The organism is Methylophaga thalassica MP (assembly GCF_000214595.1).
GTDB lineage: Bacteria > Pseudomonadota > Gammaproteobacteria > Nitrosococcales > Methylophagaceae > Methylophaga > Methylophaga thalassica.
The window spans coordinates 133,323-159,323 of record NZ_AFIG01000001.1; the positions used below are offsets into that span (position 1 = coordinate 133,323).

The following is a 26,001-nucleotide window of genomic DNA, read 5'->3' on the forward strand; positions in this document are numbered from 1 at the left end:
TGTTGAAATTAAGGAGAGAAAAATGGATTTACAAGTGGGCGGCATATTAGGTCTGATTTGGTTAATCATTGTTATCTGGGCCATTATTAAGGTTGCCAATAGCCCTGCTGGTGGTGGCGCTAAGATATTATGGATACTTATCCTTCTGCTATTTCCTGTATTAGGTCTGCTGATTTGGTTCCTGCTTGGACCTAAAAGCTAGTCTAACCAGCCACGCAAAAAAAAGGGGCTTAACGCCCCTTTTTTAATGCTTTCATTTAACCTAAGTGATCTTTTAGTAATTCTGGCTGACGTTCAGGCGTGAAAATTTCAATCCAGTAACCATCCGGATCTTGAATAAAGGCAATGCCTTTCATTTTGCCATCATTCGGTTTCTTCACAAACGGCACGCCAAATGATTCAAACCGCTCACATGCCGCATCAATATCCGGTACCGCAAAGCCGATATGACCAAAGCCACGAGGATCACTATTGCCATTGTGATAACTGACCTCATCATTATCTTCATCACCCCAGTTATGTGTCAGTTCCAACATCGCAGGCATGGCAAACGTTTGTTTGATACGTTCATCATTATCCGTTGAAATCATTTTCACTTGTTCGGGCGATAAAGCGGCCATAAAGTAAAGCGTGAACTTCATCTCTGGAAAATCAAACCGTTTAACTAAAGTCATACCCATCACTTCAGTGTAAAAAGCCAGAGTTCGTTTGGGATCTTTAATCCGGAACATGGTTTGATTAAATACAAAATCATGGGTAGCAGGATCATGTGTCTCGCTCAAGCCTTCAGCATTGTCAAAATGACGACTCATTGTTCTCTCCTTTATATAAAACAGATAGTGTTATGACCATTCTTATGATGATGGTTCACTTGGTATTAAAATAACGCTGACTTTCCTCTTTCACTACTTTCGAAAGCAGTAAAATACCAATGAGATTAGGAATGGCCATCAAGCCATTCATCAAATCAGAAAAGTCCCAGACAAATTTCAGCTCGCGGGTTGCGCCAACAATGACTGCGGCAACAAACACAATACGAAATACGATGATGGCTTTCTCACCCAATAAATATTCCAGTGCTTTTTCACCGTAATAGCTCCAACCTATTAAGGTGGAAAAGGCAAATAAAGCCGTGGCTATCGCAACAATATAAGTGCCGGTTGGCCCTAATGTTTCGGCAAAACTGATACTGGTTAAGATATTGGCTTTCACCCCGTCCTGCCAGGCCGTGGCCGTTAAGATCACCAACGCTGTTGCTGTACACACCACCAGGGTATCAATAAATGTCTGAGTCATAGACACCAGTGCTTGTTTCACCGGATCATTGGTCCGGGCCGCAGCGGCAGCAATTGGCGCAGAACCTAAGCCTGATTCGTTAGAAAACACACCACGAGCGACACCATAGCGAATCGCCGCCGCCACTGCGGCACCAGCAAAGCCACCACCCGCCGCAATCGGGTTGAAGGCGTGCCAGAAAATTAAATGAAAGGCTGCTGGCACTTCATCTATATTGATACCAATCACAATCAGTGCCGCACCTAAATAGGCCACAATCATAAAAGGCACTAACATTGAAGTGAATCGTCCGATTGAACGAATTCCGCCAATTAATACCAGCCCCGTTAAAACCATCAGTACAAAACCCGTGGTACTGGTTTCGATGCCAAATACCTGCTGTACGGCTGCAGCTGCGGAATTGGCCTGGGTCATATTACCAATACCAAACGCGGCACCGACAGTGAAAACAGCAAATAAACTGCCTAGCCACGGTAAACCTACGCCTTTTGATATGTAATACATCGGGCCACCACGCATACCGTTCTCGCCCTCTTCACGGTATTTCACCGCCAACATGGCTTCTGCATATTTGGTCGCCATGCCGACCAGCCCTGTCACCCACATCCAAAATACGGCGCCTGGGCCACCTAATGAAATCGCGGTCGCCACCCCAACAATATTGCCAATTCCGACCGTTGCAGCCAGCGCAGTGGTTAAAGCGGCAAAATGACTGATATCACCATCCGCTTTATCTTCTTTATGAAATACTAACTTGAGTGCATGGCCTAACGCCCGAAACTGGAGCCCCTTTAACATCACGGTCAGATAAAGCCCGGTGCCGACCAGCAAGATGAGCATCGGTGGTCCCCAAACCCAGCCGGATAAAACCGACACCCAGTGTGAAAGAAATTCCATGTATGCCTGACCTGTTAAAAGTTATTAATGCATTTGAAGTTAAGTGAGATACATGCTGCTGTCAAACTTTACGAACAACCACGCTTTCAGCACCATTAACCAGATCAAGACACTGTTTTAGCTTTGAGAATAGAAGCACCCGCATCTCTTGATAAACTCAATGTATCGGCAATTGAAATTAACGCCAAGACAGCAATGATCCAAAAGGCTAACTGGAAGTCCTCAGTCTGAGTTTCCACTAGTGTGGTTCCATGTAAAAACCACATGGAAAAAGCCAATACCAGAGCGGCAAAGGCGATGCCAATACCCCGACTCATCTGCTGCAGGACTGAAAATAGTGTGCTGGCATCACGCATTTGCTGTTCACCCACATCAGCAAAGCCAATAGTATTAAGTGCAGTGAAATGCATGGAGCGATTCATGCCACTAATAAATAACACCAGAACCATTAACCAATGTGGTGTATTCACTGTAAACATGGCCATAGCAACAAACCCAGCCGATACCATCAGTCCATTCGCTATCAGCACCCGGCGGAAACCAAAGGTATTCATAATCCAGGTGGTGGCAGGTTTCATGCACAAATTACCAACAAATAACCACAGTAATAAAATGCCAGCATCCACCGCTGACATGCCGAACCCTAGTTGGAACATCAACGGCAATAAGAAAGGCACGGATGCCACAGCTATTCGGAAAAACGAACCACCCACAGCGGTAATTCTGAAAGTTTTAATCGCTAAAGGCTTCAAACTAAATAATGGATATTGACTGCCAAGTAAGTGTTTAATTGATAAAGCCAACAAAGCTAAACCAACCATGATTAAACTGAGACTGTATGCCACCTGCAGTCTGCCTGCACTCAAACATTCCACACCGGCCATGAAAATACCAAAGCCGGTTCCGGTCATTAAAAAACCACGGATATCAAAAGGTTCTCGTTGCATTACACGATGTGCCTGAGGCTGAATTAAGCAGTGGGTAACGATTAATATCAGTAAACCAATGGGTACATTAATCAGAAAAATCCAATGCCAGCTCCAGTGGGTTGCGATCCAGCCCCCCAAAAAAGGGCCTAATACCGGCCCGAATAAGGCCGGCCAGGTTAGAATAGCCACCGCTTTCACAATCTGATTTTTGGGTGTATCTCGTAATACCACTAGGCGGCCAACAGGCACCATCATCGCGCCACCAAAACCTTGTAAGACCCTGGCCGCTGTAAAGCTCATCAGCCCAGTACTCAAAGCACATAACACTGAGGAAAAAATAAATATCAGTACCGCCAGCGAAAAGACCCGTCGCGCACCAAACCGATCAGCCGCCCAGCCGCTTAATGGCATAAACACTGTTAAGGCGACGAGATAAGCTGAGACCCCGACCGACAAATGAGCTGCCGCAATATCAAAATCCTTGGCGATAACAGGCAAAGCCGTTGCAATAATCGTGGCATCAAGCGTTTCCATAAAAAACGCCGCCGCCACTAATAAAGCAATCGCAATCCGTCTGTTTATCTCAATGGGTCCTAAATGCATTTTATGCCTGATAGTTAAACAATATCATCTACTACGCCACCATCCACTCTAAGCGCTGCACCGCTGGTCGCTGATGCTTGCTCAGAACAAACATACATCACCATATTGGCGACCTCTTCCACGGATGCTGGCCGTTGTATGATTGAACTTGGTCTGGCTGCCATCACAAAGTCTTTGCCGATGTCTTCATAAGACTTGCCTGTTTTTTCCACTTCATCGGCAATCATGGCTTTAAAACCATCAGAAAGGGTTGGCCCAGGCAAAACACTATTCACCGTCACGCCACTGCCAGCGACACGCTTTGCTAAACCTCGTGAAAGTGATAACTGAGCTGTTTTGGTGACACCATAATGAATCATATCGTCGGGAATATTACGTCCTGACTCTGACGAAATAAATACCACACGTCCCCATTGCTTCGCTTGCATGGCAGGCAGGTAGGCACGAGACAAACGCATACCTGACATCACATTGGTAGCCCAATAGGTATCCCAGGTTTGATCGTCAGTTTCAAAAAAATCGGCTGGGCCAAAGATGCCAGCGTTGTTTACTAAAATATCCACATCAGGCACTTTACTGACTAATTGTTGGCAACCCTCTGCGGTGGATAAATCTGCAGCGGCAGCGATGAGTTTTGCCTCAGGTAGTTGTGTTTTGATGCGTGCTATCGCCTTGTCAACGGTTTCCTGACTGCGACCATTAATCACCACCTCGGCTCCCGACTCAGCTAAACCTGACGCAATGGCAAAACCAATGCCAGCCGTTGATGCTGTCACTAATGCTTTTTTTCCGGTGAAATCGATCTTCATCGTGTTCTCCTTAGTTATTTATCTGTTTATATTGTAGGCGACCACTAATATTGATTAAATAGAGAGAATGTAAATTCACTATTTCGAAATAGTTAACAATGAAACGTATTGATGATCTGCTGGGTTTAAGAGTATTTGAAAGAGTTGTAACATTGGGTAGCCTGACAGCCGCCGCCCAAGAATTAGGCATCTCCCTCGCAGCAGCCAGTAAACGACTGACTAAGCTGGAGCAGTATCTGGATGTACAACTGATTCATCGCAGTACACGGCGATTATCTGTCAGTGATGAAGGACAAACCCTTTATGACTACGCACAACGCATTGTGGCTGAATTAGCACAAGCGGAAGAGGCGATCTTGCAAAAGTCAGAGCAACTCTCCGGCTCTTTAACCATTACCTCTCCCAACAGTTTTGGTCGACGCCACTTGGTCAAACTGATTGCTGAGTTTAAACGTCGACACCCTGACATTAGCATCCAGCTGCTGCTCAGTGACAGCATTGAAGATATGATTGCAGAAGGTATCGATGTCGCCATTCGTTATGGTGAACTGCCAGACTCAAGACTGGTTGCTCGTCGTTTGCTGAATAATGAGCGTATCTTATGCGCCTCACCCGACTATCTTGCCCGATATGGCACGCCTAAGGCCTTAGAGGAACTGCATCAGCATCAATGTATTATTATCAGTCGTCATACTGAAATTAACTGGGCTTTCCCAAGCCACACCTTACATATCCAGCAAGCGATAAGCAGTAATGACGGTGAGGCCGCACATGTCATGGCATTACAAGGCATGGGTATCGTGCTGAAATCATACTGGGATGTGGCAGAAGACCTGATGGCAGGCAAATTAATTCAGGTCTTACCAGAGCAAGCCGTTATCAGTGCCCCCATCAATATCATTACCCTAAAAAATCAGCGTCAACCCGCAAGAATCCGGCTATTTATCGACTTTTTACTCAGTAGTTTGCAACCAATGCATATGCATAAAGAAAAAACCTGACCGCCCTCGTTGCCAACACCAAAACGGTTATCCTACGCTCATAGAACGGCGACGCCAGGCGCTCAAACGTTCTTGTAATCCGATAACAAACACATAGAAGGCCGGTACAAAAAACACAGCCAATATCGTACCGCTGAGCATGCCACCAAACACGCCTGTGCCAATGGCATGCTGGGTTTCAGCACTGGCGCCACTGGCAAGCATCAATGGAACGACACCAAGCGTGAAGGCCAGCGAAGTCATTAGAATGGGTCGCAGGCGCAGACATGCTGCTGTCACAGCGGCATCTATCAATGTGCGCCCTTCAGCATGTAACTGACGAGCAAACTCTACAATAAGGATAGCGTTCTTTGCTGACAAACCTATGATCGTTATCATGCCGACTTTGAAGAACACATCATTGGGCATGTCACGCAGTAGCACAGCCGCCACTGCCCCCAACAAACCCAACGGTACTACCAGCATCACCGATAGCGGAATCGACCAGCTCTCATACAATGCCGCCAATACCAGAAATACAACCAGGCCTGATAACAACATCAGCATCGGTGCTTGCGAGGCAGATTGCCGTTCCTGCAGTGACAGTCCTGACCAGGCTATCGCAAAACCTTTGGGTAACTGTGCGACTAAACGTTCCATCTCCACCATCGCTGCACCACTGGAAAAGCCTGGCGAAGCTTCCCCTGAGATACGTACAGAAGGAAAGCCCTGAAAGCGAATCATCTGCTGCGGCGACTCACCCCATATAGGCGTTACAACTTCTCGCAGTGGTACCATGCCACCATTCACATTACGCACTCGCAGGCCGAGTACATCATCCAATTGCATACGAGCATGGGCGTCAGCCTGTATGATAACTTGCTGCATACGTCCCGCATTGGGAAAGTCATTCACATACAGTGACCCCATCGCTGCCGATAAAGTACTGCTCACAGCAGTGAAGGACAGCCCCATTGCCTCAGCTTTTTGCCGATTGATATCCAAGCGAATGCTCTCGCCAGGTGGCAAGCCATCGGGATAGACATTGCTGACCACTTCGCTCTGTGCTGCCAATGCCAGAAGTTGTGCCTGTGCCTCCAACAAGGCCGCTTCACCTTGATGTGCCCGATCCTGTAAAAACAGGCTGAAACCAGAGGAAGTACCCAACTCGTCGATGGCCGGAGGCATCAGACTCATTACCGTTCCCTCGATATTATCAGCCATGGCCTGCTGTGCCAGAGCCGCTTCCTCAGCTGCGGTAGCACCATTACGCTGGTTCCAGTCTTTAAGCATAGTGAAGGCCATAGCTGCGTTTGGACCTGAACCGGCAAAACTAAAGCCCAATACCACCAGATTGGCATCCAGAGCTGGACGTGAAGCAACGTGTGCCTCATAAGCCTTGACCACTTCCAGAGTGCGTTCACTGGTGGCACCTGTGGGTAACTGGATAGAGGTCATGAAATACCCCTGATCTTCCTCAGGCAGGAAAGATGAGGGTAACTGCTTGGCAGCGACGATAAGCACCACACAAAGCACAGCAAATAACGCCATCATCCGGCCAGTATGGCCAATCATGCTCGCCACCCGTGCACCATAGCCCGCTGTCAGACGCTCAAAGCTTCGGTTGAAAGCGCCAAAAAAACCAGGCTTGTGATGGTGCTCAACACTGACCGGGCGTAATAAATTAGCGCAAAGAGCAGGCGTCAGAGTCAGCGCAAGAAACGCTGAGAACAAAATAGACACGGTCATCGACAGAGTGAATTGCTGGTAGATAATCCCCACTGAACCGCTGCCAAAAGCCATAGGGATAAACACAGCGGTTAACACCAGAGTGATACCAATCACTGCACCAGTAATCTCTTTCATCGCTCTTGAGGTTGCTTCCCTTGGCGACAGCCCTTTGGTCGCCATCAATCGCTCGACATTTTCAACCACCACGATGGCGTCATCAACGATAATACCAATGGCCAGCACCATGCCGAACATAGTGAGTGAATTGATCGAAAATCCGGCAAGCAGCATCACTGCAAAGGTGCCAAGTAACGCGATAGGCGCGACAATGGCAGGAATCAATGTATAACGCAGGTTTTGCAGGAATAAGAGCATCACCAGGAACACCAGTGCCATAGCTTCAAACAAGGTGTAGATCACCTTCTCAATAGAAACTTTGACGAAAGGCGCCGTATCGAACGGCACTGAGTAGGCCATGCCAACAGGCAGACTCGGTGCAAGTTCGGCCAGACGCTCGCGTATCGCAGAAGCCGTCTGCACAGCGTTTGCGCCGGGTGATAATTGGATAGCCGCGCTGGTTGCCGCCACACCATTCTCACGATTAGAGAAACCGTACGACTGCGCGCCTAGCTCAACTCGCGCCACGTCACCCAGTACCAGCTTCGCCCCATCAGCACTGGCACGCAGAACAATAGCAGCAAACTCCTTGGGGGTCGTCAGTTGTCCCTGTACAGTCAGTGGCATGGTCAGGCGTTGTCCCGGCAGTGCTGGCTCATCACCAATTCGTCCTGGCGCAATCTGTACATTCTGCTGCTCAATGGCCTGAGCCAGTTCATTCATTGTCAGACCATAAGCGTTAAGTTTATTCGGATCGACCCAAACGCGCATCGCCTGCTCGGCACCAAATAACTGCACACGCCCCACCCCTGCAATTCGACGTAATTCCTCGACAATATTCCGCGCCAGATAGTCGTTCAATGCAACTTCATCGAACTGACCGTCGGGTGAGGTCATACCGACCATCATCAAAAAACTGGAGGAGGCCGATTCAACCTGCAGGCCGCTCTGTCTTACAGTTTGGGGCAGTCGCGGTTCCACAGCTTTAATACGGTTTTGCACATCGACCTGGGCCAACTCCGCATTAGTACCGGGTTTAAATGTAGCGGTTATCTGTGCAGTACCAGAGGTATCTACCGATGACTCGAAGTACAGCAAATTTTTCACTCCTGACAATTCGCGCTCGATCAAGCTCACTACCGAATCATTAAGTGTCTGAGGTGTCGCTCCTGGATAAGTCGCATAAATGCTGACCGAGACCGGCGCTACAGAAGGATAGCGAGAGATAGGCAATTGCGGGATGGCAATAACGCCGATCAATACAATAAACAAGGCGATCACCCATGCAAATACTGGGCGGTTTATGAAAAACTGGGGCATGTTGACTTCTCCTGGCTCAGTGTTGGTTGGCACTAAGCTGATGACTCTCAGCAGCAGATTGCCAAGGGCGTGTGACAACCTGTATAGCCGGACTCAGGCGCTCAATGCCCTCAATGACTACCGACTGACCAGCGCTTAGGCCGGAGATGACACGATAATCGCGTCCCACCAGCTCACCAAGCTCAACGGCGACCAGCTCTGCCTTATCATTTGCATCGACTATCCACACACTGGCTTGACCCGCCGTACGAGTCACTGCCTGCTGGGGGACACTCAGAGCATCCGCATAGTATGCTTTGGCGATACGTGCTTGTACGTAAAGGCCGGGCAACAGACGATAGTCAGGGTTATCCACCAACACACGTAACAACACATCGCCGGTACCAACATTTACCTCTGTGCCAGAAAACAAAATATGCCCTTGTATACCGAGAGGCTTACCATCACTACTCAAAATATCCACTGCCAAGTTTGACCCTGCCGTGCCAGCCAGTTGACGCATCGTTTCCAACTCTGATGCTGGTAGACGGATGTCTACGTATACTTGATTGATTTGTTGGATTCTGGCCAAAGGAGTGGCATCTGTTGGCGAAACTAATGCCCCCTCACTAACCAGCGCTTGATCAATACGGCCATCAATAGGGGCCTCAACACTGGCGAATTGCAAATCCAGTTTACGTCGAGCCAGGGTAGCTTGAGCTTGAGCTACATTCGCTCTAGCCTGGTTTCGCAATGAAACAGCATCATCATAAACTTGACGGCTGACCCCGCCGGCCTCCGTCAGAGAAACGAGACGGTCTACCTCCAAACGTGCTCGTTCCAACACGGCTTCAGCATGCTGTAAAGCTGCCGCTGCAATATCGACATCGACTTTAAATGGCGCTGGATTAATTTGAAACAGCACTGAGCCGGCTTTAATTTCAGCCCCCTCTTCAAACAGACGGTGTTGCAAGATACCACCAACTTGAGCGCGGATCTCAGCACTACGAATAGCAGTGACTCGGCCTGGCAAGTCTTCAGTAACTAATAACGTTCTGGCTTGTGGCGTCAACACTGATACCTTTACCGAATTGGGCGTTTCTGCAAGCTGCTGTGTTGAATCACAACCTGACAATACCAACACGGCAAGCCCTACTAAAACAATGCTTAGGTGCCACGGTTTGATGAACATAAACGACTCCTTGCTAAACGTATCTTTTGATAACGCCGCTCTATTAAACGCTAGATAAACAAGGCTGAATTATGACGAGCTGCTATTGCGAATTATTCGAGGCTTTATGGAGAAAGTATGGAGGGAGTGATACAGTTCAACAATTTAGTGTTGGAGCAATCCGTGTCCAGTCTTAATTCCCCTGTAAGCCCAACAAATTCGGCACTCGTATTGATTGCAGAGGATGAAATAGAGATTGCTGATATTCTTATTGCTTATCTACAGCGCAGTGGGCTACGTACTCAACATGCCGCTGATGGTCAACAAGCATTGGCCATGCATCAAACTCACAAGCCTGATCTATTGCTACTCGACGTACAGATGCCACATATGGACGGTTGGAATGTACTAAATGAAATTCGCTCTCATAGTGATACACCGGTCATCATGCTCACAGCACTTGATCAGGATATCGATAAGTTAATGGGCTTACGCCTGGGTGCAGATGACTATGTGGTGAAACCATTCAATCCAGCTGAAGTAGTCGCTCGTGTACAGGCAGTATTGCGACGCGTACAAAGCAGTACCCCGACCACGACTAAGATGCTGCGTGTTGGCAAGTTCCAAATCGACTTAGATAACCACGAGGCCAGCATCTACTGTAACGAGCAACAATTGACATTGGATCTCACCCTGACCGAATTCAAGCTTCTCGCCTGTCTGATGCGTTCACCAAAACGGGCTTTCAGCCGTGAAGAACTGTTGATCAACTGTCTACCTGAGGGTGATTCTCAGGAACGTACCGTAGATAGTCATATCAGCAAATTACGTAAAAAACTTGAGGCGCTTGATATTCACGGTGTGCCTGCCAGTGTCTGGGGAGTAGGTTATCGCTTTGGTGGTGAAACATGAAATCAGCAGCGGGGTTACGTCGGCAAATCATCAAGTCGCTGGCCGTGATGACGATGGGCATCATTTTTCTGTCAGTGTTCGGATCCTATGTGTTTTATGGTGTTGCCACGGCCTATATGCCGGGCAGCATATCCGAAACCTGGATACCCTCCCAGGTGGAGATGATCTGGATCGTTTGTACAATCATCACTGCGCTGGGGATCGCTCTGTTCGTCGCCATTCGTTTGTCACGGCGTATTCTCACACCACTTAACTCTGTGGCATTCAGCTTACGTGAAGTCGCCCAGGGTAAACTTAACGCCCGTGCCAAAATCGACCAACATGCGATGGGAGAGACGGCACAACTGGTGCAAGACTTCAATGCTATGGCTGAACGCTTACAGTATATGACCCGGGAACGAGAATTCTGGAATGCTGCCATTGCTCATGAACTTCGTACACCGGTTACCATTCTTCGCGGTCGTTTACAGGGTTTGGCCGAAGGTGTCTTCACACCTAATAACGATATTTTCGAAGGATTACTTCGACAGGTCGAAGGACTCAACCGTCTGATAGAAGATTTACGAGTATTAAGTCTCAATGACAGTGGTCACTTAGAGTTACAGCTGGACGAGGTGATGCTGGCCGAAGAACTCAGCGTAGTAATAGAGAGTTTTACTTCAACACTGAACGCAAGAGGATTTACGCTAAAGCAGCAACTTGATCCCACACTAAAAGTTCGCTGTGATGTTATACGAATACGGCAGGCTTTGATGGCACTGCTGGATAATGCCTGTCAACATGCCGATCCTGGTGCGCTGACAGTCCGCCTTAACAGTTCAGAGGACAGCTGTTATTTGAGCGTGGAAGATGAAGGCCCAGGTATTCCTGCAGAGGCCGCAACTGATGTGTTCGAGGCATTTCACCGTGTTGAACCTTCTCGCTCACGAAAAAGTGGCGGTAGTGGACTTGGTCTTGCCGTTGTTAAAGCGATAGTTGAGGCACATCGAGGGCATGCAATTTGCCAATCCACTAGCGCTGGAGGCACGATTTTCATTCTGTCATGGCCCATTCAGCTAGAGACAAAATGAAAAGTACTGATTAAAGATTTTTTCTATTTACTTACCAATACAAAAACTGGAGAAGATATGATCCAATAAGTCTTCAGTAGTAAATGTGCCGGTAATTTCACCTAGGGCCTGCTGTGCAAGACGCAGCTCTTCAGCTAACAACTCACCAGCCCCCATGCCTGAGAGACAGTCATAACCATTGACGATAGACTGTCTGGCACGAGCTAAAGCATCAAGATGTCGACGGCGGGCAATAAATACGCCTTCTTCTTCCGGATGAAACCCTACTGCCTGATAAAGATGTTGTTGTAATAACTCAAGCCCATCCCCAGACTTCGCCGAGAGATACAAAGTGGGGTAACCATTTTCTTCGGTCAAACCTGTCTGATGACCACTTTTATCAATCTTATTACGGATAATAGTCAGTGGTTTATTCGCTGGTAGCTCAGCCAGAATCTTTTTATCCTGCTCGGTAAGCCCTTTACTATCGTCAATCAATAATAAAATATGATCCGCTTGAGCAAGTTCATTTTGGGTACGGCGAATGCCTTCTAGCTCAACGATATCGTCTGTAGCATCATGCAAACCGGCGGTATCAGAAATACGTAACGGTAGACCACCGAGGTGAATTTGTTCACGCAATACATCGCGTGTCGTGCCTGCCACATCAGTCACTATCGCTGCATCATGACCCGCTAGCTGATTGTGTAAACTTGATTTACCTGCATTGGGCTGGCCGGCCAACACCACGCTGATACCTTCGCGTAATAAGCGGCCTTGTTTGGCAGAACCGGTAATACCATCAAGAGTTTTTAATAAATCCTGTAATTGCACATCCACTTGCGCTTCAGCGAGAAAATCAATTTCTTCATCGCTGAAATCAATAGAGGCTTCAACATACATTCTCAGATGAGTCAGTTCTTGCAGAAAATCATTAATGCGATTGGAAAAATCACCTTGCAGGGATCGCATCGCACTTCTTGCTGCTTGCTCTGTTGAGCTTTCAATTAAATCGGCAACAGCCTCAGCCTGAGCTAAATCCATTTTGTTATTGAGGAAGGCACGCTCAGAGAACTCGCCGGGTCTGGCCATTCTGGCGCCCAACTCAACAGCGCGCTGACAAAGCCTGTCCATAACAAGTGGACTGCCATGCCCTTGAAGTTCGACAACATCCTCACCAGTAAATGAAGCCGGACCAGGAAAATAAAGCGCAATGCCTTCATCTATAACGTCATTATCGACATCACGAAAGTGAGTAAATTTGGCGTAACGCGGTGTCGGCAACTTGCCACAAATCGCTGCCACAATCTCAGCGCTTTTTTTACCTGAAATTCTGACGACACCCACACCACCGCGTCCGGGCGCGGTGGCTACTGCAACGATCGTATCCATCAGCGCTGCTTAGAGTGCATCCATCTTACGAGTGATATACCACTGCTGTGCAATCGACAACACATTATTCACCACCCAGTACAACACCAGACCCGATGGGAAGAAGGCGAAGAAGACGGTAAACACCAGCGGGAAGAACTTCATCATCATTGCTTGTGCAGGATCTTGTGGTGCAGGATTCAATGTTTGTTGGAACCACATTGAAATACCAAACAACACTGGCAAGATGAAGTAGGGGTCCATGGCCGTTAAGTCATTAATCCAAAGAATAAAATCAGCCTGACGCAGTTCAATACTTTCTACCAGAACCCAGTAGAAAGACAGGAATACTGGCATTTGCACCAGAATAGGTAAACAGCCGCCTAATGGGTTAATTTTCTCAGTGCGATAAAGATCCATCATCGCCTGATTGAACTTCTGCTTGTCATCGCCATAACGTTCTTTCAGACTCGCCAGCTTTGGCGTTAACTTACGCATAGCCGCCATTGAGCGGTAGCTCGCGGCAGATAGTTTGAAGAAAACTAACTTGATCAATACCGTCAGTAGCACAATAGACCAACCCCAGTTGCCAGTCAGTTTGTGTAACCATTCCATCACCCAGAATAAGGGTTCAGAAATAATAGTAAAGATGCCGTAATCAACCGTCAGTTGTAAGTTCTTAGCTACTTTTTCCAGACGTTCGGCTTTTTTCGGCCCCAGATACATTTCATAATCCGCATGACCTTCACTGCCAGCCGCAACAGAAATAGCTGGCATTCTGACACCGGCAGTGTAATTAGTGCCATTAAGAGAGCGTGCGTAGTAACCTTTTTCTTCATCATTTTGTTCAGGCACTATCGCCGCTACAAAATAATGCTCAATCATCGCTGCCCAGCCATCCTTCGCTTTCTGATCGAATGGTTTTTCATCCAAATCATCAAACTTCACTTTTTCATATTCATTACCTGTGTTTGAGAATACAGGTCCGCTATAGGTATAAATGAAGCGTGAACCACTGGATTGTTTTTGACGATTGAATTGTGCATACGGGTAAGCAGAAAATGCATCAGCGGTATTATTGATAATCTTGTAGTCAACATTCACCACATAGCTATCACGTTTGAATGTATAGGTTTTCACTACTGTCAGGCCGTTATCAGCTTGCCAGTAGAGCGGCACTTTAATTTCGTCCTGGCCATCTCTTAATTGATAGTTTTGCTGATCAGCTTTATAGATAGCGTAGTGTGTTGGCACATCCATATTCGAACGCAAGCCAGATTGTGAAACGAAATAAGCATCACTTTTATCACTCAAAAACTGCACCGGTGTATTGGGTTCTTCAGAGCTAACGGCATATTTCAATAAGGCCAGATTTTGAATATCACCACCTTGTGTGCTGATTTCAATATCCATCACATCCGTTGTTACATGGATTTTTTGTTTCGTCGCTGCAGACGATTGCGCCGATTCAGGCACATCAGGTAAGGCTTCAGCAGAAACCGAAGGCATATCTGGCAACGCTGCATCGTTTGCGGCCAACGAGCCATCATCGATCTGGGTCGAGGTCGTATTTTGTTCGGTTTGTTGAGGATGTACGTAATCTTTTTGCCATGCCTGCCATAACAATAATGACACGATGAGCAGACCAAAAATAAATAGGGTTCTGAGATTATCCATTACGATTCTTTGTTTTTAGTTCAGGTACAGGATCAAGTCCACCCTCATGCCAAGGGTGACAGCGGGATATTCGACGCAAACCAAGCCAAGTTCCTTTTACAGAACCATGACGTTCGATTGCTTCTATCATGTATTGTGAGCAGGTTGGCTGAAAACGACAATGCATGCCGATGAAAGGGCTCAGTAAAAGTCTATAACCTCGGACGAGGCTGATTAGGATTTTTGCCATTGCGCCACCACTGTTAACCAATGTCGCTCCAATGCTGCCCATATTTGAGTGCTATCTCGTTCTGTCACACCGGGGCGTGACAATACAACAATATCGATGTTTGATAAGGCGGATTGATTCTGTCGAAATGATTCGCGAATAATCCGCTTTAAGCGGTTGCGTTGATTGGCTAATTTCACGTGTTTTTTAGCTATCGCTAGTCCCAGTCGGGGATGTCCCACTGAGTTCTCAACCGTTAAAACCGTCAGGCCCCCACCACCAGTGCGTTTTCCTTGACGGAACACCCGAGAAAAGTCTCCCGGGCGATTCATTTTCATGGCTCGGCCGAATGTTGCCAAGTCATGCCCTCCCTGAAGGATGTCAGAGAAGATTATACTGACAGTCTTGCGCGACCTTTTGCACGACGTGCGTTAATAACGCGACGACCACCAACTGTTTTCATACGTGCGCGGAAACCGTGTGTGCGTTTGCGCTTCAGATTGCTAGGCTGAAAAGTTCTTTTCATTTCACCAACTCCAGAAATATTGATTGTTTTGCTGCCTGCGGTGCTAACAGCAGCAAAAACCGCCGAGGCAAAAGACACGGGATTATAAAGTTTTAAGGCATAACAAGTCAAACCAGAGTGACTTTCATTTTTTCTGTGGTTATTTTACTTGCCAAAAAGCTGGCTTAAGGATAACTTTAGACCTCCTGCGTTACCAGCTATACTATCAAAAAGCTTAGCTATCCAACGCACCTCATTTTTGTTTAAACCGGTATAAATCAAGGAGTTAATGTGTCATCACCCCTTTGGGAAAAATGTCTGTCCCATCTCGAAGGTGATTTGTCGGCACAGCAGCTGAATACTTGGCTTAGGCCGCTGCAAGCGATCGAAACCGAAGAGAGCTTACGCTTACTAGCGCCCAATCCTTATGTTAAAGCGTGGGTTCAGGAGCAGCTAGAAGCACAGATAAATCAGCTGGTTCATCAATTAACTCAAGGCCTTATCGAATATGTTTCGATTGAAGTAGGTACTATTGATCATGTGCCTCAACGGCCAAAACGTGTGGCAACCACTTCCGCGCCAGCTAAAACCAATAAAGAAGAAAAGTCAGAAACGATAAAGTCAGAACCCGCACTAGGTAGTCCTATCAATCCACTCTTCACCTTTGATAGTTATGTCGAAGGTAAATCTAACCAGATTGCACGAGCGGCATCGCTGCATGTAGCGGAAGCACCGGGAACAAGCGGTTATAACCCACTCTTTTTATATGGCGGTACCGGACTCGGCAAAACCCATTTGATGTTGGCCGTGGGTAATAAAATCAAGCAAAACAATCCTAAGGCTCGTGTGATTTACTTGTCATCTGAACGTTTTGTTCAGGACATGATTACCGCATTACGCAACAACGCTATCGATCAATTTAAAACTCACTATCGTAGTGCAGACGCATTATTGATTGATGATATTCAGTTCTTTGCCAAAAAAGAGCGCTCGCAAGAAGAGTTTTTCTATACCTTTAATAGTTTGTTAGAGGGTCAGCGCCAAATCATTCTGACCTGTGACCGTTTCCCCAAAGAAGTCGACAACTTGGATGAGCGTTTGCAATCACGCCTGGGTTGGGGCTTAACCGTGGCTATCGAACCACCAGAGCTTGAAACACGTGTGGCGATTCTGATCAAAAAAGCGCAACAAAACCTGATTACACTACCGGAAGACGTGGCCTTTTTTATTGCCAAGCGTATAAAATCGAATGTGCGTGATCTAGAAGGTGCATTGCAGCGCGTTCTGGCTTTTTCTCGCTTTACCAATCAGCCCATGTCGATTGATATGGCACAGGAAGCATTGAAAGATCTGCTGGCACTTCACCAAAAGCTAGTCACACTGGAAAGCATCCAGAAAACAGTGGCGGAATATTTCAAAGTGCGTGTGTCTGAATTACTGGCGAAAAAACGTACACGCTCCATCGCGCGACCACGGCAAATCGCCATGGCGCTTGCCAAAGAACTAACCAGTCACAGCCTGCCAGAAATTGGTGAGTCTTTTGGTGGCCGTGACCATACAACTGTCCTGCATGCGTGCCGGAAAGTTGCTGAATTAAAAGAGTCGGATCCCCGCGTGGCTGAAGACTACCGTAACCTTTTACGAACACTGTCGAGTTAACCCGAGAGAATCATCATGCAATTTACTGTCAGCCAAGATACTTTAGTGCGACCGCTGCAACTGGTGTGCAGTATTGTTGAACGCCGCGCTACGCTACCGATCCTGTCTAACGTTTTATTACGTGTTCAAGGTGACCAACTATCTATGACCAGTACCGATATGGAACTGGAAATGATCGCTACCTTACCCGTAGCCGTTGAAGAAGAAGGTAAAACCACCGTTTCAGCACGTAAGTTGCTGGATATCGTCAGAGCGCTGCCAGGCAATGCAACCATCAGCGTGAATGCGGCAGATGGTAAAGCGGTAGTCAAAGCCGGTAAAAGTCGCTTTTCATTGGCGACATTGTCCAGTGATGACTTCCCGGACAGCGAAGGTGCTAATTACATTGATGAAATTTCATTGCCACAGTCGGCACTGAAATCTTTACTCGACGAAACCAGTTTTGCCATGGCAAGCCAGGACGTGCGTTATTACCTGAATGGTTTATTGCTCGAACGTGACGATACGACCTTACGAGCTGTTGCTACCGATGGACATCGTCTCGCATTGGGCAGCCTGACCACAGCTATCCCTGTCAGCGAAAAAAACAGTGTTATCGTGCCGCGTAAAGCGATTATTGAACTCGGTCGCCTGCTCAATGACAGTGATGACATCGTTAAAATGGCCTTCAGTAATCAACAGATCAAAGTTGAATTACCTGATATTCACTTTACCTCCAAGCTGATTGATGGCCAGTTCCCTAACTATGAACGCGTGTTGCCACTCGGGGGTGATAAAGAAGTTCTGGCGGATCGTGATGAATTAAAACAAGCCTTATCACGAGCGGCTATCTTGTCGAATGATAAACACCGTAGCGTACGTATCAACTTAGATACCGATCAATTAAAAGCTACGGTTACTAACCAGGAACAAGAATCCGCTGAAGAAGAAATCAGCGTGGACTACAAAGGCGCCCCATTAGAAATTGCCTTTAATAATGCCTATCTGCTGGACTTACTGAATGCCATTCCGGATAACAAAGTGAAACTGCTTTTCACTGATGAAACCAGTAGCGCACTTGTTACCCCGGCTGATGAAAAATTCGAACGCCAATACGTCGTTATGCCAATGCGTCTCTGATATGTTTTAGAGAAACATCCTTAAACTCACATCAGCACCACATTAACAATACAAGTTTATTTGTATTCAATATGAAGGACTTGGAGAGAGTAACAGTATGAAACTAACGCCCTTTTACAAAAGGACTTTAGTCGGTCTACTGAGTTTATTTTTTATTGCTTTAGCAAGTTGTGGTCAATCACGTGATGTTGAACTGCCTGAAGACATCAAACAAATAACCCATGGCGATCTCGACGCATGGCTAAAAAAGACGCCTTTTGAAGGCTTATGGGATCCCGGCGAAGACAAAAAAGCAGAGACCATTGTCATCACCAATGTGCATCAAGTATTTCCTTTTATCGGCAAATTAAAAAATGCCTCGGATGATAATAAAAACTTTACCGGGCAAGATGGTGATATCCACGAAGATGCCTGGCAGGTATTCAAAGATCCCAAATGGGGTGAAGTTGTCACCTACGCACAACTGGCTTACGACCCAGAAGAGCTGTTTTTATCTCCTTCTTACTCCGAAATGGGAAATCCGGCATTTTCAGGTAGCCAGGACATCAAGTTAAGTTATTCAGGCAATCTGACAGCCACGCAGGTCATAGATCGTAAGGGCGATAGTAAAGCCGCTATCTACTGGGTAAACAGTAATATGCAAACGTATCTGATGGGGTTTTATCAGAATCAGAACCTGGTATTTGAGGTGGCATTTCCCTGCAAAATAGAAGAGAAAGCCATGTGTCTTGGAAAATTAAAAGACATTAATAAAAAGCTGCAACTCAATATCTCAAGCTGGGAGAATGCCAGCGTCGATATGCTTCAGCCCAGTGATAATAAGGATAGTTTCTGGCAAGACCCTTATATCGGCATCTTTCCGGATGACTATGAAATCCCTTCGGTAAAGGTCAAAACTCGTTTCACTGATTTCAAACTGCAAAACCTGAATGTCCCACAGCAAAATGCTGCCTATCTATTCAGCTATGAAAATAACTATGGGCTGCATTACATCGGTTTCAATAAAGAGCCATCACCGCTGAGCCGTGCTGAGTTTGATAAAGCACATGAAACTCAGAAACATATCGAGGCAGCTAGTATCGATGTAAAAATTTATCTGTCAGAAAGCGAGAAAGATAATCTTCATCAGATTAAAGCAACCGCTTATATGAAGAACAAACAACAGCTGACCATTAACGCCCGTTATCCTGTTAAGGACCCAGATGCCCGTGATGAAATCATGGATATTCTTGAGCATCTGAAAATCGCTCAATTCTGATAAATAACAAGGCGTAGATAAGAACTGTTCATATAGAAGCCAAAACCTTGATTTATTATGCGCTTGATTACGATAAGCTTAGTTAGGGCTAGTTGGTATTTATAAGGCTAATAAGGACAGAAGGAACAGATAGACCATGATGCATAAGATTCAATGTGAATGTGGCAGCCTGCTTGGACATATTGACGGTAAAGGCATCACCAGCCGAGTGATTTGTTATTGTTCAGACTGTCAGGCATTTGCAAAGTATCTTGGTAAGTCGGATAACATTCTCGACGCGCATGGTGGCACCGATATCGTCCAGTTAGCCCAGCCTCGCTTGCATATTACCCAAGGGTTAGAGCATCTGGCCCTATTACGACTTTCTCCTAAAGGATTATTACGCTGGTACGCCTCCTGCTGTAATACTCCCATCGGTAATACTCTGAACAATCCAAAAGTATCGTTTATTGGTTTGGTGCACACTTGTCTGGATAAGACGTGGTTAGAAACCGATTTTGGTCGTGACGTGGCCAAAGTGAATACGGAATCCGCAACAGGTGAGCCTAAACCCAAAACCAGTGGTTTATTCGGGAATGTCATGCGTTTTTTTGGCATTGTCCTGTCGACGTTGATTAGTGGTAAATATAAACACTCCGAATTATTTACCAAAGATGGCGCACCCATCGTGACGCCAACCATTCTCACCGATGAGCAACTCGGCCAGTTAAAAAAGCAGAAGTAATATCAACATGATTTTTCGGCTTCATACCCCGATTATGATAAACCGTTATAAACCTTAAAAAGGCACAGAATATGGATATCATCAAATGGTCTGAAAAACTGATGTCGATGGATGAAAAAAGTTGGCAACGGCATGCTAACCCATGGAGTGTGTATTCACGTTTTACTACCTTGCCCTTGCTCTCTCTCGCCTTTTATTCACGTGAGTGGATGGGGATTTATTCGTTAGTACCTATTGTTTTGGCTTTTGTCTGGATTTGGCTTAACCCACGATTATTTAACGTCCCATCATCCACCGATAACTGGGCGTCGATGGGCACCTTTGGCGAACGACTGTATTTAAATCGCAAAAATATCCCTATACCCGTTCATCATCAACAGGTTTGTATGCTGCTGCAAACATTGTCAGCTTTAGGCATACCGTTTTTTATTTATAGCTTATACAGCCTGAATGTTGGGTTGCTGATTGCCAGTAATATCTGGATTATGGTGTTCAAAGCCTGGTTTGTGGATCGTATGGTGTGGCTATACAGGGAGATGAAAAACAGCAATGGCAAGTACGCTTCCGAGGAAAACCATAAACAATAAAAGGTAATCCCATCAATTATCTACATCCTATATAATCACTGACTGATTTATACAAGCCAGACAAAAAATACGATGATAAATAGCACGCCAACACATAAGCCACGCCCGTTTGTAGACCTGATGGTCAGTATCGTTTTACCGTCAGTTATTTTGATGAAATTGAGCGGACCGGAAGACTTGGGAGCCAGTGGTGCATTAATGGCGGCACTGGCTTTTCCTCTTGGCTGGGGAATATTCGAACTTATCAAATACCGTAAATTCAACTTTATCGCTCTGCTGGGTTTAATCAGTGTATTACTCACCGGCGGCATTGGTTTATTTGAGCTAGATACTAAATGGTTAGCCATCAAAGAAGCGGCTATCCCTGCCATTATAGGTATTGCTGTTCTCGGCTCAACATTTACCCGATACCCACTGATCAGAGCCCTTTTATATAACCGTGAAATCATGGATGTCGATAAGATCAAAGACCGCCTTGAAGAAAAAAACAGTACGGCATTATTTGAAAAGCGTCTTCTCAACGCGACCTATTTATTAGCAGGTACCTTTTTATTTTCAGCCATTATGAATTTTTTACTGGTGAAATGGTTGGTCACCAGTCCAACTGGCAGTGAGGAGTTTAATGAGCAACTAGGCTTGCTTACACTTTATAGCTACCCGGTTATTGCGATTCCTTCCATGCTGATGATGATCGGTATCTTTTATTATTTATGGCGGACTATTCATGATTTAACCGGCCTTAAACTTGAAGAAGTTGTATCACCGAAGGTCGCCAATAAATAATCACGTGTCCTCTGTCAGACTGATTCATCATCCAGACTATCTCGTGCTGTTGCCAGCAGAGCGATGCAGAGTTTTAAGCTCGGCTGTGTTAAACGGCGGACTGCAAAAAGCCAGCGCTTTACTCAATATGCGGGTGGATAAACATTCTCCGCTACCCTGCCTGGCACCAGAGCAAACCTTACTAGATAAAGCAGAAGCACTGGCATTACCACCAGTCATTATCGGCATGATGACCGCTGCCTCCATGCAGTCATTAGGTCACCATATTGAACACAGAGAGGCTTTAACGGTTGAGTGCTGGGTAACGAGCGGGCTGAGTAATGTTAGACGAGTAGGTGATAAAGCCGATGACCACGCTGTGCCTGGCACCATCAATATTTGCTTATATATTAATCAAGCATTATCCGATGCTGCACTTGCCGAAGCCTTGATATTACTCACCGAGAGTAAAGTGACAGCTATTCGTGATGCCGAGATTATCAGTCCGGTTTCTGGCCTGCCCGCCAGCGGCACAGGCACTGATAGCCATGCCGTTTTTTGTCCCGACGCTGAACCCCAACATGCTTATTGCGGCAAACACACAACGCTCGGTGAGTTAATAGGTCGGGTGGTACTGCAGGCCTGTTCCATCAGTCTGAATCATTGTTTACGCAGTCTAACCGAAAGCTCATAACACGATTTCCCCCTTTTCGATTCGGCTCAGCTATCATGCTACGAATTTTGTCTGCTGAGTGATGACTGTATGGATATTCTTCAAAGTATTATTTTGGGGTTTGTTGAAGGCCTGACCGAGTTTTTACCCATTTCTTCCACCGGACATCTGATTGTCGTCAGTGACTGGCTCGGACTGGCACAAACAGACAGCAATAAAGCCTTTGAAGTCATTATCCAGTTAGCCGCAATTCTGGCGGTGATTGCCAGTTATAAAGAGCGTTTTTCACCTAAGTATGTCGGTTTGTGGACAAAGGTTGCTTTATCTTTTGTCCCGGTCGGGCTTGTTGGTTTGTTATTTCACGATCAGATAAAAGCCCTGTTTTCTGTTCAGATTGTCGCTGTGATGTTTATCGTCGGCGGTATTATTTTTTTACTGACAGAAAAATTTATCGGCGAGAAACCACCACAAGTTGATGATATCAATGAGGTTAGCTACACGCAGTCTTTGATTATCGGCATTGCTCAGGTGTTTGCATTAATTCCCGGCACCAGTCGAGCAGGTTCCACCATTATCGGTGCACTGCTTGTAGGCTTGAGTCGCAAAGCCAGTGCTGAATTCTCATTTTTACTTGCCCTGCCAGTCATGGCGGCTGCATCAGGGCTGGATTTGATATCGCATTATCAGGATTTTGCCAATACATCCTTCTTACCGCTGATCGTTGGTTTTGTTGTCGCTTTTATCACCGCTTATCTGGTCATTAAATTATTTATCCGTTTTCTGGCGAACTTTACTTTTGTTGCTTTCGGCTGGTATCGCATTGTGTTTGGCGTCTTGTTACTCGTGCTGTATTAAACAACATCGCCTTGAACAGACTCATTTCAGCTTGAATTCATCGTATTTTGTATACTAGCTTGCATGGCCTCTAAACACGTCACTAAAGCTATTGAGCAATTTTTCTTCAAAGGTGGAGCTACACGAGCATTATTTCGTTGGCTGGATTTTCGTTTATTTGTTTCACAAAAAAATAATAAGTTAATACCGTCATCTGACAACCGTTCTCACTCCGCCACAGAGTACTTACAGGCATGGCAACAGCAGATGTCACTGACCACACCAGCCACGGGTATTTTACGGCTCCTTGCTGTCATCGCCGTGCTGATTGGTTTTACTGCCATGGCTGGGGTGTTAAATGTCAGTCAAGCCTCATTTATTAACATCTGGGTGCCACTCGCTTTATTTGCGTTTTTACCGCTATTACTCACATTAAGCAGCTTTTACTTTTCTTTTTTATCGCCCGCCAAACATAATCTGCATCATCATCCATTGCTGCATTGGTTGATAAATAAACTGAACCTGCAACAATTCATTCGCTACAAAAATTTACTGCTACCCTGGTTATTGTGGCAATTACAATCAGCGGCTATTTTATTTTCAGCCTCTGCATTACTGTCATTTTTTATTCTGGCGACCTTTCAGGACTATCTGTTTGGCTGGTCATCCACCCTCATTACTGATAGTGCGACTATGACGCAATTAATGACGGCGATAAGCTGGCCCTGGCATTGGCTGCTAGAAGCGCCCACCGCCGAGTTAATCCAGCAAACTCGATTTAATGCTCAGGCCAGTGATCTGACTGTTTCGGCCAACGATGTATGGTGGATGACATTGGTGATGGCTATCGTGGTTTACGGTATTCTGCCCCGCCTGCTGTTAGCATTATTATTGCGACAACAGTTTATCCGTCAATTGCGTCGTAATATTCAAAACAGTAGTGATGTGGAACAGTTTATTGTGGCGCAACAACATCAGGTCAGTCGTAATCCTATTCAATCTGATGATCATCATGTGGAAAGCGGCACGGTCAGTTTACCCTCGACAGAAACCGCCCTGATAAGCTGGCAGCAACCTGACATTCACTTTAATGTGGAAAAAAACTTAGGATCAGATGACTGGTTACAAGATGAACAATGGCTAAACTCAGCAGCCAGCCAGTTTGATAAACCAGTATGGATTATCATTGATCCTATGCAGACACCCACAGGTGAACTGGCAGATTGTATTGAATTACTTCAACAGTATAATAAATCAATCAGTCTGGTGTTGTACCCGATTAATGCTGATGATTCACGTTACCAGCAGCAACAAAAATCATGGCAGTTTTTTGCTCAACGGCACGTGGTTACATTAAAAGAAGGTCATGCACATGTCTGAGTCTGTCACGCATCCTGTCTTCGCCGTCGTGGGCCATCCAAATAAAGGTAAATCCAGTATTGTCGCTACCCTGACCCGTCAGGATGCCGTCAAAATATCGGAAATTTCCGGCACCACCACATCGGCACAGACCTTTGATCTGAATATTGATGGTGAGACACAGTACACACTGGTGGATACACCCGGCTTTCAACGTCCAAGACAAGTGATGTCCTGGTGTCAGCAACACGCCCCGAACGCAGCTGAACGCAAAAATACCATTCAGGCATTTGTACGTGAGCAGCACGCCTCAGGCAATCATAAATTTCATGATGAAGTTGAGTTATTACAGCCAATTTTAAATGGTGCCGGCATTATTTATGTGGTGGATGGTTCTATTCCCTATAGCCCTGAATTTGAGGCCGAAATGACCATTCTGCAATGGACAGGTCAACCACGTATGGCATTGATCAACCCGATTGGTGGCGAAGCCTATGTGCAGGAATGGCAGGATGCATTAAGCCAGTATTTCAGTGTGGTGCGGGTGTTTAACCCCATGACGGCAGACCATCAGAAACAATTCACTATTTTGTCGGCCTTTGCTGAGTTATACGAACCCTGGCGTCACAATATCGAGTCCACAGTTGAACTACTCAAGCAATATTTCGAATCCCTCGAACGACAAGGTGCATTCGTGGTAGCAGAGCATATTCAACGAATACTCAGTCATGTCAGTGAAATCAAAGTGCCTGCCGACTTTGTGAAATCGCGTTTGCAAGACAAATTGAAACATGATTATCAAAGCAGCCTGCGTCATATTGAAGCCAGCATGCAAAAACAGTTACAAGCCTTATTCGCACATCCAGAAATGCAGATGCAAACGCAGCAATTAAGCGCTGACTATCCTGACTTATTTGATAGCAGTCATTGGTATCTTTATGGTTTAGACAGACAAAAAATTGTCGCTTTATCTGCCTCTGCCGGCGCGGCGGCTGGTGCTGTCATTGATGTTGGTATGGGTGGCACATCACTGATGACCGGCGCATTTTTTGGTGGCTTAGTGTCTGGCGCCGCATCATTATTCGCCACAGCCAAACCAGAAAACCTCAAAATTAATGGCATCCCCTTAGCGGGTGAGACATTAAAAGCCGGGCCAATGAAAGAACTGACCTTTATTTTTGTGGTGCTGGGTCGTGCTGTCGATTTTCTGGAAATCATTCTACGCCGCACCCATGCCGATCGTTCTGTCGCGGAGCTACCTGAGACTAACCTGACCGCACGTATGAATCATTTACCCAAAGTTGAACAGGTGCAACTCACCCGTTTACTACAAAAAGCGCACAAAGGTTTAAGTGACTCAGAATTAGTCAAACTGCGTGACTGGATATTAAAACTCTGCCTATCCCCTTCAGCATAAACCGGACAGTATTTACATTTTCTTAACAACGGCTTTTATACCTTGGTTTTATCAT

Annotated in this window: 25 protein-coding genes; 14 read left to right on the plus strand and 11 right to left on the minus strand. The window is 46.1% G+C overall.

Annotation, left to right across the window (positions count from 1 at the left end; translation table 11 throughout):
- The first annotated feature begins 22 nt into the window (after positions 1 to 22).
- Positions 23 to 202: a PLDc N-terminal domain-containing protein gene (locus MAMP_RS00585; protein ID WP_007144013.1), complete on the plus strand. Its 180-nt coding sequence runs from the start codon at positions 23 to 25 to the stop codon at positions 200 to 202.
- A gap of 55 nt (positions 203 to 257) precedes the next feature.
- On the opposite strand, the gene gloA is transcribed toward MAMP_RS00585, so the two are convergent.
- The 4 genes from gloA to MAMP_RS00605 form a co-directional block, all read right to left on the minus strand.
- Entirely contained in the window at positions 258 to 812 is a 555-nt protein-coding gene (gloA, locus tag MAMP_RS00590; RefSeq protein WP_007144014.1) for a lactoylglutathione lyase, read from the minus strand.
- A 55-nt stretch (positions 813 to 867) separates the two neighbouring features.
- Positions 868 to 2,193 (minus strand): alanine/glycine:cation symporter family protein, encoded by a 1,326-nt coding sequence (locus MAMP_RS00595; protein WP_007144015.1) that lies wholly within the window; start codon positions 2,191 to 2,193, stop codon positions 868 to 870.
- 104 nt (positions 2,194 to 2,297) lie between these two features.
- On the minus strand, positions 2,298 to 3,725 hold the full coding sequence (locus MAMP_RS00600; protein ID WP_007144016.1) for a DHA2 family efflux MFS transporter permease subunit: 1,428 nt from the start codon (positions 3,723 to 3,725) through the stop codon (positions 2,298 to 2,300).
- Between the two features lie 14 nt (positions 3,726 to 3,739).
- A complete protein-coding gene (locus tag MAMP_RS00605) occupies positions 3,740 to 4,534 on the minus strand; it encodes an SDR family NAD(P)-dependent oxidoreductase (RefSeq protein WP_007144017.1) in 795 nt (264 codons plus the stop codon).
- A 98-nt stretch (positions 4,535 to 4,632) separates the two neighbouring features.
- Here MAMP_RS00605 and MAMP_RS00610 point away from each other — a divergent pair, with 98 nt between their 5' ends.
- Positions 4,633 to 5,535, plus strand: a complete 903-nt coding sequence (locus MAMP_RS00610; protein WP_007144018.1) for a LysR family transcriptional regulator — start codon at positions 4,633 to 4,635, stop codon at positions 5,533 to 5,535.
- Between the two features lie 27 nt (positions 5,536 to 5,562).
- On the opposite strand, the gene MAMP_RS00615 is transcribed toward MAMP_RS00610, so the two are convergent.
- A complete protein-coding gene (locus MAMP_RS00615) occupies positions 5,563 to 8,682 on the minus strand; it encodes a multidrug efflux RND transporter permease subunit (protein ID WP_007144019.1) in 3,120 nt (1,039 codons plus the stop codon).
- Between the two features lie 16 nt (positions 8,683 to 8,698).
- On the minus strand, positions 8,699 to 9,853 hold the full coding sequence (locus MAMP_RS00620; RefSeq protein WP_007144020.1) for an efflux RND transporter periplasmic adaptor subunit: 1,155 nt from the start codon (positions 9,851 to 9,853) through the stop codon (positions 8,699 to 8,701).
- Positions 9,854 to 9,970: 117 nt separating this feature from the next.
- Here MAMP_RS00620 and MAMP_RS00625 point away from each other — a divergent pair, with 117 nt between their 5' ends.
- Positions 9,971 to 10,744, plus strand: a complete 774-nt coding sequence (locus MAMP_RS00625; RefSeq protein WP_007144021.1) for a response regulator — start codon at positions 9,971 to 9,973, stop codon at positions 10,742 to 10,744.
- Entirely contained in the window at positions 10,741 to 11,814 is a 1,074-nt protein-coding gene (locus MAMP_RS00630; protein ID WP_007144022.1) for an ATP-binding protein, read from the plus strand. Before MAMP_RS00625 ends, MAMP_RS00630 begins: the two co-directional genes overlap by 4 nt.
- Before the next feature lie 27 nt (positions 11,815 to 11,841).
- Here the strand turns inward: MAMP_RS00630 and mnmE are convergent, their stop codons facing one another.
- From mnmE to rpmH, 5 genes are read right to left on the minus strand one after another with little or no spacing between them, the layout of a single operon-like run.
- Entirely contained in the window at positions 11,842 to 13,185 is a 1,344-nt protein-coding gene (gene mnmE / locus MAMP_RS00635; protein ID WP_007144023.1) for a tRNA uridine-5-carboxymethylaminomethyl(34) synthesis GTPase MnmE, read from the minus strand.
- A gap of 9 nt (positions 13,186 to 13,194) precedes the next feature.
- A complete protein-coding gene (yidC, locus tag MAMP_RS00640) occupies positions 13,195 to 14,841 on the minus strand; it encodes a membrane protein insertase YidC (RefSeq protein ID WP_007144024.1) in 1,647 nt (548 codons plus the stop codon).
- A complete protein-coding gene (yidD, locus tag MAMP_RS15815) occupies positions 14,834 to 15,112 on the minus strand; it encodes a membrane protein insertion efficiency factor YidD (protein WP_379007012.1) in 279 nt (92 codons plus the stop codon). Before yidD ends, yidC begins: the two co-directional genes overlap by 8 nt.
- A complete protein-coding gene (gene rnpA / locus MAMP_RS00645; protein WP_237701183.1) occupies positions 15,055 to 15,408 on the minus strand; it encodes a ribonuclease P protein component in 354 nt (117 codons plus the stop codon). The genes yidD and rnpA overlap by 58 nt, the downstream gene beginning before the upstream one ends.
- A gap of 32 nt (positions 15,409 to 15,440) precedes the next feature.
- Positions 15,441 to 15,575 (minus strand): 50S ribosomal protein L34, encoded by a 135-nt coding sequence (rpmH, locus tag MAMP_RS00650; protein WP_040576298.1) that lies wholly within the window; start codon positions 15,573 to 15,575, stop codon positions 15,441 to 15,443.
- 270 nt (positions 15,576 to 15,845) lie between these two features.
- Between rpmH and dnaA the strand changes: the two genes are divergently transcribed.
- The 10 genes from dnaA (at position 15,846) to MAMP_RS00700 (ending at position 25,946) form a co-directional block, all read left to right on the plus strand.
- Positions 15,846 to 17,213 carry a chromosomal replication initiator protein DnaA gene (dnaA, locus tag MAMP_RS00655; RefSeq protein ID WP_007144027.1) on the plus strand — a complete coding sequence of 456 codons (1,368 nt, stop codon included), beginning with the start codon at positions 15,846 to 15,848 and terminating at the stop codon, positions 17,211 to 17,213.
- Positions 17,214 to 17,228: 15 nt separating this feature from the next.
- The gene (gene dnaN / locus MAMP_RS00660) at positions 17,229 to 18,332 is read left to right on the plus strand and encodes a DNA polymerase III subunit beta (protein WP_007144028.1); all 1,104 of its coding nucleotides are present in this window, start codon (positions 17,229 to 17,231) and stop codon (positions 18,330 to 18,332) included.
- A 97-nt stretch (positions 18,333 to 18,429) separates the two neighbouring features.
- Complete coding sequence (locus tag MAMP_RS00665; protein ID WP_007144029.1) at positions 18,430 to 19,590, plus strand: hypothetical protein; 1,161 nt, start codon at positions 18,430 to 18,432, stop codon at positions 19,588 to 19,590.
- Between the two features lie 136 nt (positions 19,591 to 19,726).
- Positions 19,727 to 20,314 (plus strand): DUF6151 family protein, encoded by a 588-nt coding sequence (locus tag MAMP_RS00670; RefSeq protein WP_007144030.1) that lies wholly within the window; start codon positions 19,727 to 19,729, stop codon positions 20,312 to 20,314.
- Positions 20,315 to 20,385: 71 nt separating this feature from the next.
- Positions 20,386 to 20,901, plus strand: a complete 516-nt coding sequence (locus tag MAMP_RS00675; protein ID WP_007144031.1) for a DUF6653 family protein — start codon at positions 20,386 to 20,388, stop codon at positions 20,899 to 20,901.
- A 72-nt stretch (positions 20,902 to 20,973) separates the two neighbouring features.
- Positions 20,974 to 21,684: a VC0807 family protein gene (locus MAMP_RS00680; protein ID WP_202796099.1), complete on the plus strand. Its 711-nt coding sequence runs from the start codon at positions 20,974 to 20,976 to the stop codon at positions 21,682 to 21,684.
- A gap of 4 nt (positions 21,685 to 21,688) precedes the next feature.
- Entirely contained in the window at positions 21,689 to 22,357 is a 669-nt protein-coding gene (locus MAMP_RS00685; protein WP_158005150.1) for an adenosylcobinamide amidohydrolase, read from the plus strand.
- A gap of 69 nt (positions 22,358 to 22,426) precedes the next feature.
- The gene (locus MAMP_RS00690) at positions 22,427 to 23,191 is read left to right on the plus strand and encodes an undecaprenyl-diphosphate phosphatase (protein ID WP_007144034.1); all 765 of its coding nucleotides are present in this window, start codon (positions 22,427 to 22,429) and stop codon (positions 23,189 to 23,191) included.
- A gap of 63 nt (positions 23,192 to 23,254) precedes the next feature.
- Positions 23,255 to 24,550, plus strand: coding sequence for a DUF2868 domain-containing protein (locus MAMP_RS00695; RefSeq protein ID WP_007144035.1), 1,296 nt, complete (start codon positions 23,255 to 23,257; stop codon positions 24,548 to 24,550).
- Complete coding sequence (locus tag MAMP_RS00700; protein ID WP_007144036.1) at positions 24,543 to 25,946, plus strand: DUF3482 domain-containing protein; 1,404 nt, start codon at positions 24,543 to 24,545, stop codon at positions 25,944 to 25,946. The genes MAMP_RS00695 and MAMP_RS00700 overlap by 8 nt, the downstream gene beginning before the upstream one ends.
- Positions 25,947 to 26,001: the final 55 nt, after the last annotated feature.

What these genes read in the sequence shown, in the direction of transcription:
- MAMP_RS00585 (WP_007144013.1), top strand. Translation starts at nt 23, where the DNA reads ATGGATTTACAAGTGGGCGGCATATTAGGTCTGATTTGGTTAATCATT.
- gloA (WP_007144014.1), bottom strand. Translation starts at nt 812, where the DNA reads ATGAGTCGTCATTTTGACAATGCTGAAGGCTTGAGCGAGACACATGAT.
- MAMP_RS00595 (WP_007144015.1), bottom strand. Translation starts at nt 2,193, where the DNA reads ATGGAATTTCTTTCACACTGGGTGTCGGTTTTATCCGGCTGGGTTTGG.
- MAMP_RS00600 (WP_007144016.1), bottom strand. Translation starts at nt 3,725, where the DNA reads ATGCATTTAGGACCCATTGAGATAAACAGACGGATTGCGATTGCTTTA.
- MAMP_RS00605 (WP_007144017.1), bottom strand. Translation starts at nt 4,534, where the DNA reads ATGAAGATCGATTTCACCGGAAAAAAAGCATTAGTGACAGCATCAACG.
- MAMP_RS00610 (WP_007144018.1), top strand. Translation starts at nt 4,633, where the DNA reads ATGAAACGTATTGATGATCTGCTGGGTTTAAGAGTATTTGAAAGAGTT.
- MAMP_RS00615 (WP_007144019.1), bottom strand. Translation starts at nt 8,682, where the DNA reads ATGCCCCAGTTTTTCATAAACCGCCCAGTATTTGCATGGGTGATCGCC.
- MAMP_RS00620 (WP_007144020.1), bottom strand. Translation starts at nt 9,853, where the DNA reads ATGTTCATCAAACCGTGGCACCTAAGCATTGTTTTAGTAGGGCTTGCC.
- MAMP_RS00625 (WP_007144021.1), top strand. Translation starts at nt 9,971, where the DNA reads ATGGAGGGAGTGATACAGTTCAACAATTTAGTGTTGGAGCAATCCGTG.
- MAMP_RS00630 (WP_007144022.1), top strand. Translation starts at nt 10,741, where the DNA reads ATGAAATCAGCAGCGGGGTTACGTCGGCAAATCATCAAGTCGCTGGCC.
- mnmE (WP_007144023.1), bottom strand. Translation starts at nt 13,185, where the DNA reads ATGGATACGATCGTTGCAGTAGCCACCGCGCCCGGACGCGGTGGTGTG.
- yidC (WP_007144024.1), bottom strand. Translation starts at nt 14,841, where the DNA reads ATGGATAATCTCAGAACCCTATTTATTTTTGGTCTGCTCATCGTGTCA.
- yidD (WP_379007012.1), bottom strand. Translation starts at nt 15,112, where the DNA reads ATGGGCAGCATTGGAGCGACATTGGTTAACAGTGGTGGCGCAATGGCA.
- rpmH (WP_040576298.1), bottom strand. Translation starts at nt 15,575, where the DNA reads ATGAAAAGAACTTTTCAGCCTAGCAATCTGAAGCGCAAACGCACACAC.
- dnaN (WP_007144028.1), top strand. Translation starts at nt 17,229, where the DNA reads ATGCAATTTACTGTCAGCCAAGATACTTTAGTGCGACCGCTGCAACTG.
- MAMP_RS00665 (WP_007144029.1), top strand. Translation starts at nt 18,430, where the DNA reads ATGAAACTAACGCCCTTTTACAAAAGGACTTTAGTCGGTCTACTGAGT.
- MAMP_RS00670 (WP_007144030.1), top strand. Translation starts at nt 19,727, where the DNA reads ATGATGCATAAGATTCAATGTGAATGTGGCAGCCTGCTTGGACATATT.
- MAMP_RS00675 (WP_007144031.1), top strand. Translation starts at nt 20,386, where the DNA reads ATGGATATCATCAAATGGTCTGAAAAACTGATGTCGATGGATGAAAAA.
- MAMP_RS00680 (WP_202796099.1), top strand. Translation starts at nt 20,974, where the DNA reads ATGATAAATAGCACGCCAACACATAAGCCACGCCCGTTTGTAGACCTG.
- MAMP_RS00690 (WP_007144034.1), top strand. Translation starts at nt 22,427, where the DNA reads ATGGATATTCTTCAAAGTATTATTTTGGGGTTTGTTGAAGGCCTGACC.
- MAMP_RS00695 (WP_007144035.1), top strand. Translation starts at nt 23,255, where the DNA reads ATGGCCTCTAAACACGTCACTAAAGCTATTGAGCAATTTTTCTTCAAA.
- MAMP_RS00700 (WP_007144036.1), top strand. Translation starts at nt 24,543, where the DNA reads ATGTCTGAGTCTGTCACGCATCCTGTCTTCGCCGTCGTGGGCCATCCA.